This is a genomic window from Nitrosomonas communis (genome assembly GCF_001007935.1).
Classification (GTDB): domain Bacteria; phylum Pseudomonadota; class Gammaproteobacteria; order Burkholderiales; family Nitrosomonadaceae; genus Nitrosomonas; species Nitrosomonas communis.
The window spans coordinates 869757-889351 of the sequence record NZ_CP011451.1; the positions used below are offsets into that span (position 1 = coordinate 869757).

General features: G+C 42.3%; 19 protein-coding genes and 1 tRNA gene. 1 reads left to right on the forward strand and 19 read right to left on the reverse strand.

Going from position 1 to position 19595, the window contains the following annotated elements; all coding sequences use genetic code 11:
- The first annotated feature begins 5 nt into the window (after positions 1-5).
- The gene (locus tag AAW31_RS03815) at positions 6-1109 is read left to right on the forward strand and encodes a PQQ-dependent sugar dehydrogenase (RefSeq protein ID WP_052752056.1); all 1104 of its coding nucleotides are present in this window, start codon (positions 6-8) and stop codon (positions 1107-1109) included.
- 376 nt (positions 1110-1485) lie between these two features.
- Here AAW31_RS03815 and nuoN read toward each other — a convergent pair whose 3' ends face one another.
- The 19 genes from nuoN to AAW31_RS03910 all read right to left on the reverse strand — a co-directional run bounded on the left by nuoN (position 1486) and on the right by AAW31_RS03910 (position 19557).
- Positions 1486-2925 (reverse strand): NADH-quinone oxidoreductase subunit NuoN, encoded by a 1440-nt coding sequence (gene nuoN / locus AAW31_RS03820; RefSeq protein ID WP_046849231.1) that lies wholly within the window; start codon positions 2923-2925, stop codon positions 1486-1488.
- 49 nt (positions 2926-2974) lie between these two features.
- Positions 2975-4459, reverse strand: a complete 1485-nt coding sequence (locus tag AAW31_RS03825; RefSeq protein ID WP_046849232.1) for an NADH-quinone oxidoreductase subunit M — start codon at positions 4457-4459, stop codon at positions 2975-2977.
- A gap of 101 nt (positions 4460-4560) precedes the next feature.
- Positions 4561-6507 (reverse strand): NADH-quinone oxidoreductase subunit L, encoded by a 1947-nt coding sequence (gene nuoL / locus AAW31_RS03830; protein ID WP_046849233.1) that lies wholly within the window; start codon positions 6505-6507, stop codon positions 4561-4563.
- A 71-nt stretch (positions 6508-6578) separates the two neighbouring features.
- Positions 6579-6884 carry an NADH-quinone oxidoreductase subunit NuoK gene (gene nuoK, locus AAW31_RS03835; RefSeq protein WP_046849234.1) on the reverse strand — a complete coding sequence of 102 codons (306 nt, stop codon included), beginning with the start codon at positions 6882-6884 and terminating at the stop codon, positions 6579-6581.
- A gap of 64 nt (positions 6885-6948) precedes the next feature.
- Positions 6949-7554: an NADH-quinone oxidoreductase subunit J gene (locus AAW31_RS03840; RefSeq protein ID WP_046849235.1), complete on the reverse strand. Its 606-nt coding sequence runs from the start codon at positions 7552-7554 to the stop codon at positions 6949-6951.
- Between the two features lie 18 nt (positions 7555-7572).
- Positions 7573-8061, reverse strand: coding sequence for an NADH-quinone oxidoreductase subunit NuoI (nuoI, locus tag AAW31_RS03845; protein ID WP_046849236.1), 489 nt, complete (start codon positions 8059-8061; stop codon positions 7573-7575).
- 14 nt (positions 8062-8075) lie between these two features.
- The gene (gene nuoH / locus AAW31_RS03850) at positions 8076-9176 is read right to left on the reverse strand and encodes an NADH-quinone oxidoreductase subunit NuoH (protein WP_046849237.1); all 1101 of its coding nucleotides are present in this window, start codon (positions 9174-9176) and stop codon (positions 8076-8078) included.
- A 21-nt stretch (positions 9177-9197) separates the two neighbouring features.
- Positions 9198-11606 (reverse strand): NADH-quinone oxidoreductase subunit NuoG, encoded by a 2409-nt coding sequence (gene nuoG, locus AAW31_RS03855; RefSeq protein WP_046849238.1) that lies wholly within the window; start codon positions 11604-11606, stop codon positions 9198-9200.
- Positions 11607-11666: 60 nt separating this feature from the next.
- A complete protein-coding gene (gene nuoF / locus AAW31_RS03860) occupies positions 11667-12944 on the reverse strand; it encodes an NADH-quinone oxidoreductase subunit NuoF (protein WP_046849239.1) in 1278 nt (425 codons plus the stop codon).
- A complete protein-coding gene (nuoE, locus tag AAW31_RS03865) occupies positions 12941-13417 on the reverse strand; it encodes an NADH-quinone oxidoreductase subunit NuoE (RefSeq protein WP_046849240.1) in 477 nt (158 codons plus the stop codon). The genes nuoF and nuoE overlap by 4 nt, the downstream gene beginning before the upstream one ends.
- A 12-nt stretch (positions 13418-13429) precedes the next feature.
- Positions 13430-14683, reverse strand: coding sequence for an NADH-quinone oxidoreductase subunit D (locus AAW31_RS03870; protein WP_046849241.1), 1254 nt, complete (start codon positions 14681-14683; stop codon positions 13430-13432).
- 47 nt (positions 14684-14730) lie between these two features.
- Positions 14731-15357, reverse strand: coding sequence for an NADH-quinone oxidoreductase subunit C (locus AAW31_RS03875; RefSeq protein ID WP_046849242.1), 627 nt, complete (start codon positions 15355-15357; stop codon positions 14731-14733).
- A gap of 8 nt (positions 15358-15365) precedes the next feature.
- Positions 15366-15839: a NuoB/complex I 20 kDa subunit family protein gene (locus AAW31_RS03880; RefSeq protein WP_046849243.1), complete on the reverse strand. Its 474-nt coding sequence runs from the start codon at positions 15837-15839 to the stop codon at positions 15366-15368.
- A 1-nt stretch (position 15840) separates the two neighbouring features.
- On the reverse strand, positions 15841-16197 hold the full coding sequence (locus AAW31_RS03885) for an NADH-quinone oxidoreductase subunit A (protein WP_046851488.1): 357 nt from the start codon (positions 16195-16197) through the stop codon (positions 15841-15843).
- Between the two features lie 69 nt (positions 16198-16266).
- A tRNA-Leu gene (locus AAW31_RS03890) sits at positions 16267-16351 on the reverse strand.
- Between the two features lie 70 nt (positions 16352-16421).
- The gene (gene secG, locus AAW31_RS03895) at positions 16422-16793 is read right to left on the reverse strand and encodes a preprotein translocase subunit SecG (RefSeq protein WP_046849244.1); all 372 of its coding nucleotides are present in this window, start codon (positions 16791-16793) and stop codon (positions 16422-16424) included.
- Between the two features lie 17 nt (positions 16794-16810).
- Positions 16811-17566: a triose-phosphate isomerase gene (tpiA, locus tag AAW31_RS03900; protein WP_046849245.1), complete on the reverse strand. Its 756-nt coding sequence runs from the start codon at positions 17564-17566 to the stop codon at positions 16811-16813.
- A gap of 357 nt (positions 17567-17923) precedes the next feature.
- A complete protein-coding gene (locus tag AAW31_RS03905) occupies positions 17924-18844 on the reverse strand; it encodes a sulfotransferase domain-containing protein (RefSeq protein WP_046849246.1) in 921 nt (306 codons plus the stop codon).
- 290 nt (positions 18845-19134) lie between these two features.
- Entirely contained in the window at positions 19135-19557 is a 423-nt protein-coding gene (locus tag AAW31_RS03910; RefSeq protein ID WP_046849247.1) for an acyl-CoA thioesterase, read from the reverse strand.
- Positions 19558-19595: the final 38 nt, after the last annotated feature.

Sequence of the window (19595 nt, forward strand, 5' to 3'; positions counted from 1 at the left end):
ATGCTATGAAATTGTCCCTATTTTTAACTCTTTCTATTCTTATTTTTGGCAATTACACACAAGCTGCTGCCCAAGAAGTGGATTTGCCCCTTGAAAAAATCAAATTACCACCCGGTTTTTCCATCAGCTTATGGGCGAAAGTACCTGATGCTCGCGCGCTTGCAATAGGTGACAAAGGAACGGTATTTGTCGGATCAAAATCTGCGGGCAATGTTTATGCTATCACGGATCATCATGGTAAACGGCAGATTAGAACCATTGCCAGCAATCTTAAATTACCTTCTGGTGTTGCATTTCATCAAGGAGCATTATATGTGGTAGCAATCAACCGGATCCTTCGTTATGATCAGATTGAAGAAAATCTTGATCAGCCACCTCAGCCTACGGTTGTAATCGATAGTTTTCCTAAGGAATCCTTTCATGCAGAGCGTTTTATTGCTTTTGGTCCTGACGATTTGCTCTACGCCTCAGTAGGCGCTCCTTGCGATGCTTGTGAAGCAGATCAGTCTCAGTATGCACTCATTTCACGCCTCATGCCTGATGGAAGTAATTATGAAATTTTTGCTCAAGGTGTACGCAATTCGGTTGGATTTGACTGGCACCCTAAAACAAAGGAATTATGGTTTACGGATATCGGAAGGGACTGGATGAGTGGCAGTTTGCCTCCGAATGAGCTTAATCATGCGCCTAGTAAAGGTATGCACTTTGGTTTTCCCTATTGTCATGGTAAAAACACTCTTGACCCCAAATTTGGAGCAAAGCGTGGCTGTGAACGATCTACCCCACCTACCGTTGAGTTAGACGCAAATGTATCTCCAATGGGAATGCGATTTTATACAGGCGACATGTTTCCACCAGAATACAAAAATCAGATTATTATTGCTGAGCATGGTTCTTTGAATCAGCGCACACATAATGGTTATCGACTGGAATGGGTGTATCTGGAAAATAACAAAGTACTCAGAAAAGAAATATTTGCAGAGGGTTGGCTAGAAAATGGAAAGGCGTGGGGAAGACCAGTGGATATACTCATCATGCCAGACGGTGCTTTGCTCGTATCTGACGATGAAGCAGGCGCTATTTACCGAATTAGCTATACTAAATCATAAAATAAGACTGCACCATACAGGAAAGCAGCAAATTATTAGAGGGCACCGCTAAAATGTTCCGCTACATTTTCTGGCGGAGCAGTTTATGTCATTTCTAAATTAAACCCGACTTTGTCTGCTTTCCTTACCGTATTATTTATGCTGCCTACGACTCGTCTTTGTACTATCTTAATGTGCAAATGGAATGCATCCGTTAAATTGTTGGTATTCAGTCAAACATCCACTCTGCTAGAACATAGTGATTTAGTTCTGGATAAATGATTGCTCGGATGTAATAGCAGCTTCAAGTTGACTGTTTGCCATAAGAAAAAATACCGTCACCAGTTAGAAAAGGTTAGGTTATTTATCAGATTGATAGCTGGTTTAGTCTATATCTCTACTGCTGGATAGCATAAAGACTCAGTCCCATAAGCGTTTGTGGAAAAATACCCAACATGATCACTGCCAAACCATTAATGCCGATCAAAACCTTGATATCCATTCCAGTCGAAATAGGCTTGTCGATTTCAGGTGCATCGAAATACATCAACTTAATAATACGTAAATAATAAAATGCACCTATCAATGACAGCATCACGGCTACTACAGTCAGCCATATATAGCCAACTCCTAATACAGCTTGCAGAACAGCCAGTTTGGCATAAAAACCAATCATCGGCGGTATCCCTGCCATGGAAAGCATCAATAACATCATGATCAAAGCCAACCAGGGGCTACGCTGATTCAGTCCTTTAAAATCACTGATATTCTCAGACTCAAAGCCTTCTCGTGAAAGCATCATGATGATGCCAAAAGCACCTAACGTCATTAACACATAGGCCGCAACATAAAATAATGATGAGCTATAACCATTTTCTCCAGCAGCAATAAAGCCAAATAACACAAAACCCATATGTGATATGGTCGAATAGGCCAACATCCGTTTAATGTTAGTTTGCGCAATAGCGACGAGATTACCAATGACCATCGATGCCACCGCCAGAATGACTAACATACCTTGCCAGTCAGCTACCAACTCTCCTAATCCGTCAATGAGCAATCTCATCACAAAACCAAAACTCGCTAGATTGGGAGCGGAACCCACAAAGAGTGTCACCGCAGTAGGTGCCCCCTGATAAACATCTGGAGCCCACATATGAAAAGGAGCTGCGTAGAGCTTAAAGCCAATGCCTGCCACAATAAACACCAGGCCAATTATTAATACTGCATGATCAATTGTGCCTGATTGGATAATCTCTGCTACCTTTGAAGTATGCAAACTACCTGTTGCACCATACACCATGGACATGCCATACAGTAAGAAGCCTGAAGCCAGCGCACCTAATACAAAAAATTTCATAGCTGCTTCGGTAGCAACAGTTGAATCTCGCTGTAAAGCAACCATTGCATAAAGCGAAAGTGAAAGCAGTTCTAACCCCAAATAGAGAGTCAAAAAATGGCTGGCCGAAATCATGACCATCATCCCAAGTGTCGCAAACAAGGCAAGGCTAAAAAACTCACCTCGAAACATTCCCCTTACACCGATGTAAATGCGCGAATAGATCAATACGGCCGCTACTGTTGCATAAACCATCAACTTAAGGATGTCTGACATTGCGTCATCGATAAACATACCTGAAAAGGTATAGTTGGCTTCTGAAGAGAAAGTAGTTAACGTGAGAATTGCACAACCGATTAATGTGAGCTGTGCCAGAAAAAAAGCTAAATAACGTCTCCTTTCTCCCACGATTAGATCAGTAAGCATCACCACACATACCATTACCAGCAAAAATATCTCTGGATAAGCAGGAGTCAAATCAGGCGTCAGAAAATCCATTAATTGTCCTTCAAATTCTGGGGAATTATCTAATAGGTTATTAAAGTTGTTATAGCTTGCTATGTGTCATATGTTCCAGCAAATTACCAACAGTAGCCTGCATTATTTCTGTCAAAGGGAACGGATAGACTCCTAACCATAATACTGCGAAGGCCAGAATTGCTAATAACATAAATTCACGTTTGGAAATATCTTCTAGTGTTTCTACATTTACATTTGCCACAGCACCAAATACGACACGCTTATACATCCACAATGTATAAGAAGCTCCCAGGATAAGCGTCATTGCAGCAAAAAATGCATACCAGAAATTAACTTTGATGGTTCCCATAATGACCATGAATTCTCCTACAAAACCACTCGTACCAGGTAAACCTGCATTAGCCATAGCGAATACCATGAAGAAAGCAGCAAATATAGGCATTTTGTTAATCACACCACCATAATCAGCAATCTGACGTGAGTGTAATCTGTCATATAGTACACCTACGCATAAAAACATTGCTCCGGAAATGAATCCATGCGAAATCATCTGTACCATGGCCCCTTCTATTCCCAAATCGTTCAATAGAAAAAAACCAAGTGTTACAAAACCCATATGCGATACCGATGAATAAGCAATAAGCTTTTTCATATCTTGCTGCATCAATGCGACTAATCCAATATAGACTACCGCAATCAACGATAATAAGATCATTAAATCAGCAAGATATAAACTCGCATCAGGTGCAATTGGCAATGAGAATCGCAGAAAGCCATAACCACCCAGCTTCAGTAATATAGCAGCTAACACGACCGACCCGCCCGTAGGGGCTTCAACGTGGGCATCCGGTAACCATGTGTGCACCGGCCACATCGGTACTTTGACAGCAAATGCGAGTAAGAACGCAATAAATATTAATATTTGCGGTGTCATGGCCAGTGGTAGCTGGTGGTAATCCAGTATTGAGAAACTACCATTAGAGGCGTAATACAAATAAATAAGGGCGATGAGCATCAACAATGAACCAAGCAAGGTATATAAAAAGAATTTGATCGCTGCATATACTCTGTTGGGGCCGCCCCAGACACCAATAATAATGAACATGGGAATCAGCGAAGCTTCCCAAAAAGTATAGAAAAGTACTGCATCCAATGAAGCAAAAACACCATTGACTATGCCTGACATAATCAAGAAAGCACCTAAATACTGGGAAACACGTTGACGAATGACTTCCCATCCGGCTATTACGATTAAAGGTGTAATAAAGCAATTCAGTAAAATTAGTGGCATAGATATGCCATCAATACCTAAATGATAATGCACATTCAGTCGCTCAAACCAAACATGATTTTCTATAAATTGCATCGTGCTCAATGAAGGATCAAAATGCATATAGAGCGGTAGCGCTACAATAAACCCAAAGATTGATCCGACGAGGGAGAGCCAGCGTGCTAATAAAGGATTACGATCATTGCCAATTGCCAAAACAATTAGACCAACAATAATAGGCAGCCAGATAACTAAACTTAATAGCGGGAATCCAAACAGCATGATTATTCCATTTCGTTTACATGTAAATGCGTTTTTGTTTTTTTAGAGCACCATGAAAACTACATCCGGTACTTTGTCTTCTTTTCTCACACTATTTCTTTTCAGAAATAGTAAAGCCACAAGCTCATTAAAATGAAGATGCCCCCAATCATGGTAAATGCATAATGATATATGTAACCTGATTGGAAACGCCGTGCCACAGAAGCTGTCAAAGCAACTACACGTGCTGTTCCATTGACAAAAAATCCATCTATGATTTTGACATCACCGATTTTCCACAAAGCAGATCCGAGTGCGCGCGTTCCACCTGCAAATACCCATGAATAAATCTCATCGATAAAATATTTGCGGTCAAGCAATGTATAGATTGGCCCTGATAATCTCCTGATTTTGCCAGGCCATTCTGTTTTATATAAATATAGAAACCAAGCAGTGAAGATCCCACCAAGGGAAAGCCAGAAAGGTGCCGTTGAGAATGCATGCAGCATCATTCCGATGACACCGGTAAATTCTGCTTCTAATTTTGCAACCGCTCCATGTTCCGGAAGTATCTGAATAGCTCCAGCAAAATAATCACCAAATACCATTGTTCCTATCAGCCAACCAGCAGCAACAGTCGGCACAGCCAATACGATAAGCGGAACGGTCACAACCCATGGAGACTCATGCAAATGCTCACGCGTATGGTCATCCATTCGTGGTTCGCTATGAAACGTCAGAAACATTAAGCGGAAAGTATAAAGTGCGGTAACAAATACTGTAGCGAGTACGCAAAAATAAGCAAATTCTGCACCTGGAATATTGGCAAATTTCGCTGCTTCGATAATGGCATCTTTAGAGAAAAACCCAGAAAAGCCGGGTACACCTGCACTGGCTAGCGCAGCAACAAACATCGTCCAGTAAGTGATGGGCATGTATTTCTTTAATCCTCCCATCTGACGCATATCTTGCTCATGATGCATGGCGATAATCACTGAGCCTGCACCAAGAAATAGTACTGCCTTGAAAAAGGCATGAGTCATAAGATGAAAAATAGCAATCGAATAAGCCGAAGCCCCTAATGCTACTGTCATGTAACCAAGCTGCGATAAGGTAGAAAATGCAATTACACGTTTAATGTCATTTTGTACGACGGCAACCAACGCCATAAATAAGGTCGTAATAGCGCCTATTATCAGGATGACTGATAACGCTGTTTCAGACAATTCAAATAGAGGCGACATCCGGGCAACCATAAAGATACCGGCAGTTACCATAGTAGCTGCATGAATTAAAGCGGATATCGGGGTAGGGCCTTCCATAGAATCAGGTAGCCACACATGTAATGGGAACTGAGCAGATTTTCCCATAGCACCAACAAATAACAAAAGACATATCGCTGTCATCAACATCCAGGGTTGTCCCGGTATGATTTCTATGAAATGCGAAGCCATATGATTTGCGTGAGCGAAAACGATTTCGTAATCAAGCGTTCCAAAATACATCAGGACTAATGCAATGCCCAGCAAAAAACCAAAATCTCCAACGCGATTAACCAGAAAGGCTTTCAAGTTGGCGTATATCGCAGTGGGGCGTGTATACCAGAAACCGATAAGTAAATAAGAAACAAGTCCTACCGCTTCCCAGCCAAAGAAAAGCTGTAAGAAGTTATTAGACATCACTAGCATCAGCATGGAAAAAGTAAACAGCGAAATATAACTAAAAAACCGCTGATACCCAGGATCACCATGCATATAACCAATGGTGTAGATATGTACCATCAACGACACTAGCGTCACCACCACCATCATGGTAGCAGTCAGTAAATCGATTAAGAATCCGATCTCTAAATGAATATCTCCCAATACCATCCAGGTATACACACTACCATTATAGGTATTTCCCTGGTAAGCATCGAAAAAAATGATTAAAGAAGCGACTAGAGATATGAAAACTAAGAAGATTGTCGTTCGATGACTCCAAATTGTGCCTATGAAACGACCGAATAGCCCAGCTATGATTGCACCCATCAGTGGCGCCAGCGGGACCAGCAAATAAAGTTTTTCCATCTATGTTATGAAATATTAATTGTTAGTTATCAAACAGTTCTGTATTTGTAAAGAAGCAAAAACTTACCTTCTCAGCCTTTCAGCTCATCTAGGTCATCCACATTAATGGTACGCAAATTACGAAAGAGCACTACCAGTATGGCAAGCCCAATAGCCGCTTCTGCAGCTGCCACAGTAAGGATAAAGAAAACAAAAATCTGCCCGGCTACATCCTGGAGAAAATGAGAAAAAGCAATAAAATTGATATTGACCGCCAATAGCATTAATTCGATTGACATTAACAGAATAATCACATTTTTTCTATTGAGGAAAATACCAACAACGCCTATCGCAAACAATATTGCACCAAGAACGAGATAATGAGATAACGATATCAACTAACCACCTTTTAATCTGAATGTATATAATGAATGGTTTTATTTTTATATCAGCGTACGATTTTTATTCTTTGCTCTCGGAAGGGATAGAAATTATTCTTAATCGGTCTTCTCGTTTAACTGCAACTTGCTTTGAAGGGTTCGGTGATCTTTTATCGGTACGATGGCGTAAAGTAAGCGCAATCGCTGCCACCATTGCTACCAGTAAAATAACTGCTGCTAATTCAAAAGCATAGACATACTCGGTATATATCAAGCGACCTAATTCTTTGGTATTACTATAATCCGCCCCATGAGGTTGTGGAACGGGCATATTATCTAGATTGAACTGCTTTCCCATCAAGACCATGCCTATTTCAATAGCTAAAACTAGCGATAATAATGCACCAAATGGAAACCATTTCCAAAAACCTTCACGCAATTGCTCAAGATTAATATCCAGCATCATGACGACGAATAGGAATAAAACCATGACAGCGCCCACATAAACCAACACCAATGTAATAGCAAGAAACTCAGCTTCCAGAAGCAACCATATTCCAGCAGAACTAAAAAAAGCAAGCACTAACAGCAAAGCTGCATAGACTGGATTACGCAAGGTAATGACCCCTAGTGCAGACAAAACCAATATCCCGGAAAAAAAATAAAATAAAAAATCCTGAAAGTTCATGTGTGTTAATTTATATGTTTATCGATAAGGTGCATCTGCTTCTCTGTCTTTTGCGATCTGCGCTTCATAACGATCTCCAAATGCAAGTAGCATTTCTTTTGTATACATCAGATCACCTTGCTTTTCGCCGTGGTATTCAAAAACACGAGTTTCAACGATCGCATCAACCGGACAAGCTTCCTCACAAAAACCACAATATATACACTTAATCCCGTCAATATCATAACGAGTCGTACGCCGAGTTCCATCTTCTCGCTCTTCTGACTCAATGGTAATGGCTAATGCGGGACATACCGCCTCACATAATTTACAAGCGATACAACGTTCTTCTCCATTAGGATAACGACGTAACGCATGCAATCCACGGAACCGTGGTGATAGAGGTGTTTTCTCCTCAGGATAATGTACCGTTATCTTGGGCGCAAAAAGATAGCGTCCAGTAACTTTCATTCCTTTTAATAATTCAAACAGAAAAAAGGATTTAAAAAAATGCTTAATACGTTCCATTTCTCTTCCTCCCTTTATTTAAACCATAAATTCAGTGGGAACAACTCCTTAATCGATTCAGGGAGCTGTAATAGTATGCCTAATAGAACAATCCATATCAAAGTAATCGGTATAAATATCTTCCAACCAAGACGCATAATTTGATCATAACGATAACGCGGAAAAGTAGCTCGGAACCACAGGAAGAAAAATAACATAAACGCTATTTTCATTAACAGCCATATAATCCCTGGTATTAAGTTAAACGGTGCAATATTCAAGGGAGGAAGCCAGCCACCTAAAAACATGATACTGGTAAGTGTCGCAACCAAAATCATATTGGCATATTCTGCCAAGAAAAAGACAGTAAACGCCATTCCTGAATAATCAACATGGAATCCAGCTACAATTTCTGATTCACCCTCGGCAACATCGAATGGAGCACGGTTTGTCTCGGCTACACCAGAGATAAAATAGACCAGGAACATAGGAAATAGAGGGATTAAATACCAATTCAGTAAACTATCACCTTGTTGCCCTTTAACAATATCTCCCAAATTCAGACTTTCAGCCATCATTAATACACAAACGAGCGCAAAACCCATCGCTAATTCATATGAAACCAACTGTGCCGCTGATCGCATCGATCCCAGAAACGCATATTTAGAATTAGAAGCCCATCCTGCTATGATCACCCCATACACACCCAATGAAGTCATCGCTAAAATATAGAGCAAGCCAGCATTGATATCAGCAAGCACGAGTTCGGGCGAAAAAGGTACCACTGCCCATGCTGCAAGGGCCGGTGCGATCGTAAGAATAGGTGCGAGTAGAAACAAAAACTTGTTGGCACCAGTGGGGATGATGATTTCTTTCATGATCGCTTTTACCGCATCTGCGATAGGCTGACCCCAACCACGCAACCATGGAATACCGAAAAAAGTGACTCGATTAGGCCCTACCCTAATCTGCATGTAAGCAATGATCTTACGCTCAGCAAATGTGAGATAGGCAACTGCCAAAAGTAACGGCACAACAATCACAAAGATATAGAAAAGGTTCTTTGCCAGAATAAAAACTGTCATGCCCCATTCAGAACCAAACATCTGTTCAAACAGTTGTTGTGTATAGTCCATCAACGAATCTCACTCGTATTATTATAATTTTTCTACAGAAATTTCCCCAAACATTGCACCCAGGGCTATAGAATTGGGATGCGCACAAGCTACCCTCACACAATTGGCAGGAAGCCCATCATCACAAGCTACTTCAAGCTGCGCTTTACCCTCTCCCTGTTTTAACCTAACTATCTCGCCTTCGCTCATATTAAACTGTTTAAGCAATGCAGAAGAGAGCCACGCTTTCGGTGGCATCGCATCACGAGTCAACTGTAAAGGTTCAGCGCGTCGCACAATGGGATCTGCCTGATAAATGGGCATCTCTCCAATGCGTTGCAAGCCAGTCATCTCCTCGGAAGATATATTCACCTCATAATCTTTTAGCTCATTACTAAGATATCTTGTAATGGCATCTTCAGCCGGAATGACCTGTGCGCGAATTTGCTCTGATGTTTCGTAGTCAAAACCCTCTAATTGCAGCAAATTACCCAACACCCGTAATATTTTCCAGCCAGGACGAGTATCTCCCAAAGGTGAAACCACACCGTTGAAGCTTTGCACCCGCCCCTCTGTATTCACAAATGTGCCAGAGGTTTCTGTAAAAGGAGCGATAGGCAAAATTACATCTGCATAATTCGCCACATTGCCCTTAAAAGAGCTCAGAGAAACAACGAATTCAGCATTGCTTATTGCTTTCATCGCTTGCTGCGGATTATATGCATCAAATTCCGGCTCCAGGTTCATGAGTATGTAGGCCTGACAAGGAGACGCAACATTATTCAAACTATCACCCAGCATTTGTGCCGCATTGAATTGAGAGTCATGCTCAGCATGCTTAATTTCAGTTCCCAATACACCTTGATTTGGAATCGCTCTTGCAAGATAGGCGCCTACACTGTTTGCTGCTTCCCCAAGAAATCCAAATTTTGCTCCTGTTAATTTGGCAATTACTTGCGCGATCGCATGGATATCTGCATAGGATGGATGATGCTGAGCAATATTCCCTAAAAAGACGGCAGCTGGACTATTAGCCAGTATACTATTTGCAATCGCACGTGCCTCATCGGTAACTTTTACTGCTTTCAGCGACTGCATGATGTGCTCAGATACTCCTGCACCGGGTTTATCTTCAATTATCGCTTTAAGCACTTGCGCCAGCATATGCATCATTTCAGAAGGTGCAACAATGGCACGGTTTGCGATCTTCATTAATAGGTCATCGTCTATCGGATTAATAATGCTGAGCTGTGCTCCATTTTTTACGGCTTGCCGAAAACGATGAGTCAGAAGAGGATGGTCCTTACGTAAGGTACTGCCAACGATTAAAACTGATTTCAATTGTGGAATATCAGCAATGCTCATTCCTAGCCATGGCACACCTTGCAGGTGGCTATCAGCCCGGAAATCCGATTGGCGTACACGATGATCTATATTTCCGCCGTCGAGTGCTCGTATTAATTTCTGTAATAAAAAGAGCTCTTCCAGCGTGCTATGAGCCGATCCTAAAGCTCCGATAGCTTTTGCACCATGTCTTTCCATCACTGATTTTAAGCTCTCCACGGTAAATATCAGTGCCTCCTGCCAATCACACGCATGCCACTGACCATTATGCTTGATCATGGGGGTGGTCAAACGGTCTTCCGAATTTAATCCTTCGTAGGAGAAACGATCTTTATCCGATAACCAACATTCATTAATTTCTTCATTGTCACGCGGTAAAACTCGCATCACGCGATCTTGCTTTACTTGCACAACTAAATTACTGCCTAGACCACAATGAGGACTGATCGATTTTCTCCGGGAAAGCTCCCAAGGACGCGCAGTATAACGAAATGGTTTACTCACCAGTGCGCCCACTGGACAGAGATCTATCACGTTTCCTGATAATTCTGAATCAACCGTTTTACCAACAAACGCTAAAATTTCTGAATGCTCACCACGACCCGCCATACCTAATTCCATGATTCCCGCAATTTCCTGACCAAAACGTACACAGCGGGTGCAATGTATGCAGCGTGTCATATCAGTTGAAATAAGAGGGCCCAGGTTTTTATTGGTAACTACCCGTTTTTCTTCCTGATAACGTGATTCACTGGCGCCATAACCCACTGCCAGATCTTGTAGCTGACATTCACCACCTTGATCGCAAATAGGGCAATCCAGCGGGTGGTTAATCAGCAAAAACTCCATTACTCCTTTTTGCGCCGTTACTGCCTGCTGCGAGTGTGTATAAACTTTCATCCCTTCTGTTGCAGGTGTTGCACAAGCAGGTAAGGGTTTAGGTGCTTTCTCTACTTGTACCAGACACATGCGGCAATTGGCCGCGATCGACAACTTTTTGTGATAGCAAAAATGAGGAATATAAATCCCGAGTTGCCTGGCACCGTCCATTACGGTGCCACCTTTGGGTACAGTTACTTGCTTACCATTGATTTCGATATTGATCATCGATTACAAACTCTCGGATTAATCACACATAAAAAAAGAATCACATCGACAAAGTGCTCATCACACCATGCATTTCTTATGCTCAATGTGATACACAAACTCATCTCGAAAATGCTGCAACATTGCGCGTACGGGCATTGCCGCTGCATCGCCTAACGCACAAATGGTGCGTCCTTGAATATTGTCAGCCAGATTATCGAGCAAATCTAGATCTTCCGGTTTACCTTTCCCGTGCTCTATGCGATTGATAATACGATAAAGCCAGCCCGTTCCTTCCCTACACGGCGTACACTGACCACAGGATTCTTCATAATAAAAATAAGATAAGCGTTCCAGTGCTCTCACCATACAGGTTGTGTCGTCCATGATAATGACTGCCCCCGAACCGAGCATTGAGCCGGCTTTAGCAATGGAGTCATAGTCCATATCTGTTTGCATCATCACATCACCCGGTAGAACAGGCATGGAAGACCCGCCAGGAATACATCCTTTTAGTTTTCTGCCACCACGCATTCCTCCTGCCATTTCTAGCAGTTTCGCAAAAGGGGTTCCTAGCGGTACTTCATAATTTCCTGGCTTATTAACATGACCTGATACTGAAAAAATCTTGGTGCCACCATTGTTGGGTTTCCCTAGCTGTAGGTATTTTTCTCCACCATGACGTATGATCCAAGGTACTGATGCAAATGTTTCTGTATTGTTGATAGTCGTCGGTTTACCGTAAAGACCAAAGCTTGCAGGAAAAGGCGGCTTGAAACGGGGCTGCCCTTTTTTACCTTCTATCGATTCCAGTAGTGCTGTTTCCTCCCCACAAATATACGCACCATAGCCATGATGATTGTTAAGCTGGAAGCTAAATTCTGAACCCAGAATATTGTTCCCTAAAAAACCGGCTTGGCGTGCTTCTTCGACAGCTTCTTCCATACGCTCATAGGTTTCCCAGATCTCACCATGAACATAGTTGTAACCTGCTTTAACTCCTATGGCATAAGCAGCAATCGCCATACCTTCAATCAAGATATGCGGATTGTATCGCATGATGTCGCGATCTTTAAATGTCCCCGGCTCACCTTCATCAGAATTACATACCAGATACTTATCTCCCTCGTATTGACGGGGCATGAAACTCCATTTCAAGCCTGTGGGGAAGCCTGCCCCGCCACGACCACGTAATGCGGATTTTTTGACCTCTTCAATAACATTTTCAGGCGGGATCTTATTGGTAATTATTTTTCTGAGAGCAGTATAGCCATCACGCTTAAGATAACTTTTTAATCTCCAGTTATCAGGATCAGTTGGATCGACACCAGCTAAAATCACCTGGACAGACTGAGTCATTTGCGCAATTCCTCCAGCAGTTGATCTATTTGCTCATTAGACATAAAACTACACATACGCTTGTTATTAACCAACAAAACTGGAGCATCTCCACACGCTCCCATACATTCGCCTTCCTTAAGCGTGAAGAGTCCGTCAGCTGTCGTTTCATTAAACCCTATTCCAAGCTTTTGCTTTAAATAATTCGCCGCATCATTTCCGCCCGATAAGGCACATGGCAGATTGGTACATACTGTAAGCTTATATTTCCCTACTGGCTTCAAATTGTACATGCCATAAAATGTCGCAACTTCATATACTGCAATAGCTGGCATGCCTAAATATTTGGCAATGAAATCCATGGTTTCGGTAGCGAGCCAGCCTTTTTCATCCTGCGCAATAGCAAGTGCAGACATCACTGCCGATTGTTTTTGATCGGCTGGATATTTTGCAATCTCTCGATTTATTTTTTCCAAGGATTCAGCGCTTAACATTTCTTTTTTTATTTATCTGTCTATTTCACCAAAAACAATATCTTGTGTACCTATGATGGCAACTAAATCAGCAATCATATGACCACGTGCCATTTCATCTATAGAGGCCAAATGAGCAAATCCTGGTGCGCGAATTTTTAAACGGTAGGGTTTGTTGCCACTGTCAGAGATAATATAGATACCAAATTCCCCTTTGGGATGTTCAACGGCTGCATATACTTCGCCAGGTGGAACATGAATACCTTCAGTGAAAAGTTTAAAGTGATGAATCAACTCTTCCATGTTCTGTTTCATGGCTACACGCGAAGGAGGTGCAACTTTATGGTTATCAATTATAACTGGACCAGGATTGTGACGGAGCCATTCAACACACTGCTTAATAATCCGGGTAGATTGCCGCATTTCTTCTATACGCACTAAATAGCGATCATAGCAATCGCCATTAACTCCTACTGGTATATCAAAATCAACCTTATCATAGACCTCATATGGTTGTTTTTTGCGTAAATCCCATTCTACTCCGGAGCCTCGCAACATTGGTCCGGTAAAACCCAAAGCTTTGGCGCGCTCGGGTGAAACCACACCAATATCAACTAATCTTTGTTTCCAGATACGATTATCAGTCAGAAGTGTTTCATATTCATCGACGTATTTTGGAAAACGATTCGTAAAATCTTCGATAAAATCAAGCAGGGATCCTTGACGATTTTCATTTCTTTTTTGTGTTTCCTTTTCGTCATGAACTTGTGAGGCTTGATACTGAGGCATTGTGTCAGGCAGATCTCGATAGACACCACCAGGTCGATAATAGGCTGCATGCATTCTTGCTCCTGACACGGCTTCATAGCAGTCCATCAAATCTTCTCTGTCACGGAATGCATAGAGAAACACTGTCATGGCTCCCACATCAAGCGCGTGTGCTCCCAGCCAGAGTAAATGATTCAATATTCTCGTTATCTCATCAAACATGACGCGTATATACTGGGCTCGCAAAGGCACCTCAATTTGCAATAACCGCTCAATTGCCATTACATACGCATGCTCATTCGCCATCATTGAAACATAATCCAGCCGGTCCATATAAGGCACTGACTGAATATAAGTCTTGTTTTCGGCCAGTTTTTCTGTGGCACGATGTAACAACCCAATATGCGGATCTAATCGCCTGATTACTTCACCATCTAATTCCATTACCAACCGTAAAACACCGTGTGCGGCAGGGTGTTGTGGTCCAAAATTCATGGTGTAATTACGTATTTCAGCCATATCCTAAGCTATCCCAGCATCAAAAAAGATATGTTTTAATTTCATGTTTAATCGACCTTTTTTCCTTCACCGTAAAAATCCTCACGGATGACATAAGGTGTTATCTCTCGAGGCTCTATTGTGACGGGTTGATAAATAACTCGTTTCTGATCAGCATCATAGCGCATCTCTACATATCCAGATAACGGAAAATCTTTACGGAATGGATTACCAATAAAACCATAATCAGTAAGAATCCTTCGTAAATCAGGATGATTGAAAAAAACGATACCGTAAAGATCGAATGCTTCGCGCTCAAACCAATTAGCTGCTGGCCAAATGCCCATTACCGAATCCACTATCGGTAATTCATTATCATCGGCAAATACTCTTACTCGCACTCGATGATTGAGATTGACTGAAAGCAAGTGATAAACAACGGCAAATCGTCTGTTCTGGCGCCCTTCTCCCGCAAAAGAATCATGAGTATGGGCTGAATAATCCACACCACACAAATCAATAAGCGTATCAAAATTCAGATCAGGATGGTCGCGCAATGCTTCCGCTACATCCAACAAATCTTGTGGCCTTACCACAATGGTTATTTCATGCAGGTGTTGACTCAAACTTACTAGCTTACTATCAAGTACACTCTGCAAAGATGATGCGAGCTTTTCCGAACGACTAATCGACATGTTAGAACCTAACGAGCAATGGTATTTGTTCTTTTGATTTTATTTTGGAGCTGAATGATTCCATAAAGGAGAGCTTCAGCAGTCGGCGGGCATCCCGGAACATAAATATCAACTGGTACAATTCGATCACAGCCACGAACGACAGAATATGAATAATGGTAATAACCCCCACCATTTGCACAGGAACCCATGGAAATAACCCAGCGTGGTTCAGCCATTTGATCATAAACTTTACGTAATGCGGGAGCCATCTTGTTGCATAATGTTCCTGCTACAATCATTACGTCTGATTGTCGCGGGCTAGGTCGGAAAACTATTCCAAATCGATCCAGATCATATCGTGATGCTCCAGTCTGCATCATTTCTACTGCACAACAGGCAAGCCCAAATGTCATTGGCCACATTGACCCGGTACGACCCCAATTAATTACAGAATCCAGACTAGTGGTTATAAAACCTTTATCTACTGTACTGTCCATCATATCAATCCCACTCTAGGGCACCTTTCATCCACTCATAAGCAAAACCTACCACAAGTATGCCAAGAAATACTAGCATCGCAATAAAGCCAAACATACCAATTTCATTTAATACCACTGCCCAGGGAAAAAGGAAGGCAATTTCCAGATCAAACAGAATAAATAATATCGCTATCAAATAATAGCGCACATCAAACTTCATACGTGCATCTTCAAAGGCTTCAAAACCACATTCATAGGGCGATAATTTCTCACTATCAGGTCGATTGGGTGCAAACAACCAGCCAGCCAACATGGATAATATACCCACTGCCAACCCAACCAAAATGAAAAGGAGAATTGGAAAATAATTACCAAGCATTGTTTCTAGCATGATTGTTGTTATTCTCTTATTGATTTACTTGCGTAGTCGCTATTTTTTAATATGCAATGGTGCCGATGGCGAGACTCGAACTCGCACAGCTTTCGCCACCGCCCCCTCAAGACGGCGTGTCTACCAATTCCACCACATCGGCCGATTATTTCCGAATCAATAAAAAATTCACTTGATACAGAAATTATATCCAGTCATAAACAACATTTTAATTATTCAGGTATTTCCCCAGCCTTAGAAGCAGCATCATTAACTGACTCTTCTGCAGAAGGCTTCGTATCTGTTGTTGTTTCTGCCTCTTTTACTCCAGCAGACTCCACTTCAAAACGCTTCATTATACTGGTGCTTTCAGTCGCGCCACCAGAGAAATAAGCGAGCGACAAGCTAGTAACAAAAAATACCGTAGCGGCCAAAGCAGTTGTTCTACTCAGAAAATTAGCTGAACCACTTGCACCAAAAAGACTTCCGGCTGAGCCACTGCCAAATGCAGCACCCATATCTGCGCCTTTTCCATGTTGCAATAAAACTAAAACTATCACTACCAACGCTGCTATCAGATGTATCGACCAAACTATTGTTTCCATTTTTTACTCTTAAAAAATCATCGCTGGGCAGCTGAACAGATTGAAATAAACTCATTAGCATTCAATGAAGCGCCTCCTATCAATCCTCCATCGATATCAGGCATTGCAAATAAATCGCTGGCATTACCAGCTTTTACGCTTCCTCCATATAGGATCTGCACGTTAGCCGCCACTTCTGTGTTTTGCTTAGCAATCTTGCTGCGTATAAAGGCATGCACACTCTGAGCTTGTGCGGGAGTCGCCGTTCTGCCCGTACCAATTGCCCATACAGGCTCATAAGCAATAACTGACTGCGTTAACGAATTAGCTCCGGTTAACTTGATCACGGCATCAAGCTGCTCTTCTATTACTCGCTCCGTTTCACCAATTTCACGTTGTGCCAATGTCTCACCGACACATAGAATGGGTATCAAACCAGCGCTCTGGGCTTTCTTAAACTTCTCGGCTACGGTATGGTTATCCTCACCAAACAAAGATCGTCTCTCGGAATGCCCAACAATCACATAACGACAATCAAAATCCAACAACATCTCTACCGCCACTTCGCCAGTATAGGCACCCAGATCAAATTGACTGACATTTTGTGCGCCCCAGAATATATGAGTATCTTTCAGAGCAAGCTGCACCGCTGGCAAATAAGGATAAGGCACACAAACTGCACATATGATATCCCGTAATCCCTCGCTACCGGGAATGATTGCAGTGAGCAGCTCCTGGTTCTGTACCAGATTGCCATTCATTTTCCAGTTACCGACAACCAGCTTTGCGCGCATCCTATTATCCTTACATATCAGAATCGGGAATGCTACCCGTGAATAAGCACTGCGTCAATCTCTTGATAAATTATGCGTTAAGCAATTTGACCCGTTAAAATGGAATGATTTCTTCACTAAATACATAATTTATAGATATAAATCTTTGAAGAGAAAAAGATATTTTTTACAATGCAGTTTATCCATCTTATGCGGTGCTAACATTGCTGGGAAACAATATTGTCCTTCTGTTAATTTTTTTCAACAATCAAAACTTATCCAAATCAAGCGCAAATCACACTATGTCATTTACCTAAGATGGCTTCTTTTGCCATTGCCTCAAGAATCGCTCATCACCTAGGGCTGGATTCCGATTAGTTAGATCGTACCACCGCTCTCGAGCCATTCACGACAGTCGAAAGTGAGTGCTCGATCACAAGCAGCCTCATACAGCGTTATCTCCTTGTCAGAAAGCACCTCACGCCAACGACCGTTTGTACCTTTATGAAGAAAAGTTTGTGCTCCTCCTTTCCAGAAATGGCCACCTCCTGGCGCGTATTGATCTCCCTGACGTTTCATTTCCGCAAAGGAAACTGCCTGGATGATGTCAGCCCAAGTATTCTCGGACACATCAATTTCCAGAAATGCAGCCATGCGGCGCACTTCCCGCTCAGTATCTTCGAGCATGTCGTTGTAGTGAAATAGTTGAATGTTTGGCAGGTGACGAAAATTCCACCAAGACTGTACATTGGATAGATGCGACCAATAGGGCCAACCATCAGTTTCCCACGCGAACGAACCGCGCGTTATCCAATTTCGCCAAAAGGTATGGATATCATCAGGTGGTCGCGGCAGCTCATCACCCACTCGGCCCGGCAGCAAATTCATCAGTGTAAAAAACTCATCCTTCATACTCTTATAATGATTCCATAACGACATGAAAACATCCCGCGGATCGCGGGCAATATAAAGGTACTTGATTTTCTCACTATACAACATTCCATCAAGCGGCAAATGCGTCTTGATGAAGCGACGGTGCGTCTGAGCTTTCAATTTGTTCAACACTACTTCAAGCGGCATAATGCGCATATCCAGCCACGGTGACATTTCCGCAGGGGCAGTCGGGAAATTTCTATCTGGAAAAAGCAGATGTGCCACAATAGCCTGAGTCCAGGTCGTACCCGCCTTGTATGATGTAGCCACGACGATATCATTCTCGCGCGGCTCGAAATAATCCCAACGGGTGCTATCGAAATGATGATTCTGGTAGATACGGGTACGCTTCGGTAAAGTTGGCATGCTGGTAACCTATTTTTGAAATGAATTATGGGTAACTTAGAGAAACCTCTCGATTTGGCAAGCATGTATCAATGTCAAAATAAGATTGGCAGCCGTCTTATTTTGGTTTAGTTATAAACCTCTTGAGTAATTTATCAGTTTCATTCCACTCTTTTTACAATCACTATCACACTAGGATATTTTCTTTGCCGATACTAGCTTTTATAACTAAGCGTATCCTGATATGCACTTTGACTTTACCTCTGATTCTCGTTACTGATTTATTGGTAAGGAGTGATGAGTGCGTTGCGCTATTCCGGCGGCACTACCTTTGGTCGCCGGTTTTCATCAATCGCTACGTAAGTTAATACCGCTTCGGTTACTTTGATGCAGATCTCTTCTCCACCTTCCCGTGTACCACGTTGCGCATAGACCGATACATCGACGGTAATCGATGTACGCCCTATCTTGATAATATTGGCGTAGAAACTAACGATATCGCCCACAAACACAGGTTGCTTAAATACAAAGGAATTGACAGCCACAGTTGCGACGCGTCCTCGTGCTCGCCGGATGGCGGGAATGCTGCCCGCAATATCGACTTGCGACATGATCCAGCCACCGAAAATATCACCAGCGTAATTGGTATCCGATGGCATCGGTACTGTGCGCAAGATGGGCTGACTTTCTGGCAAGGAAACGTGTCGTGCGGGATCATACGGAATGTTTGGCATTACTGACTTATAACAAGTTAGAGGTAGTTTAAAGAGAA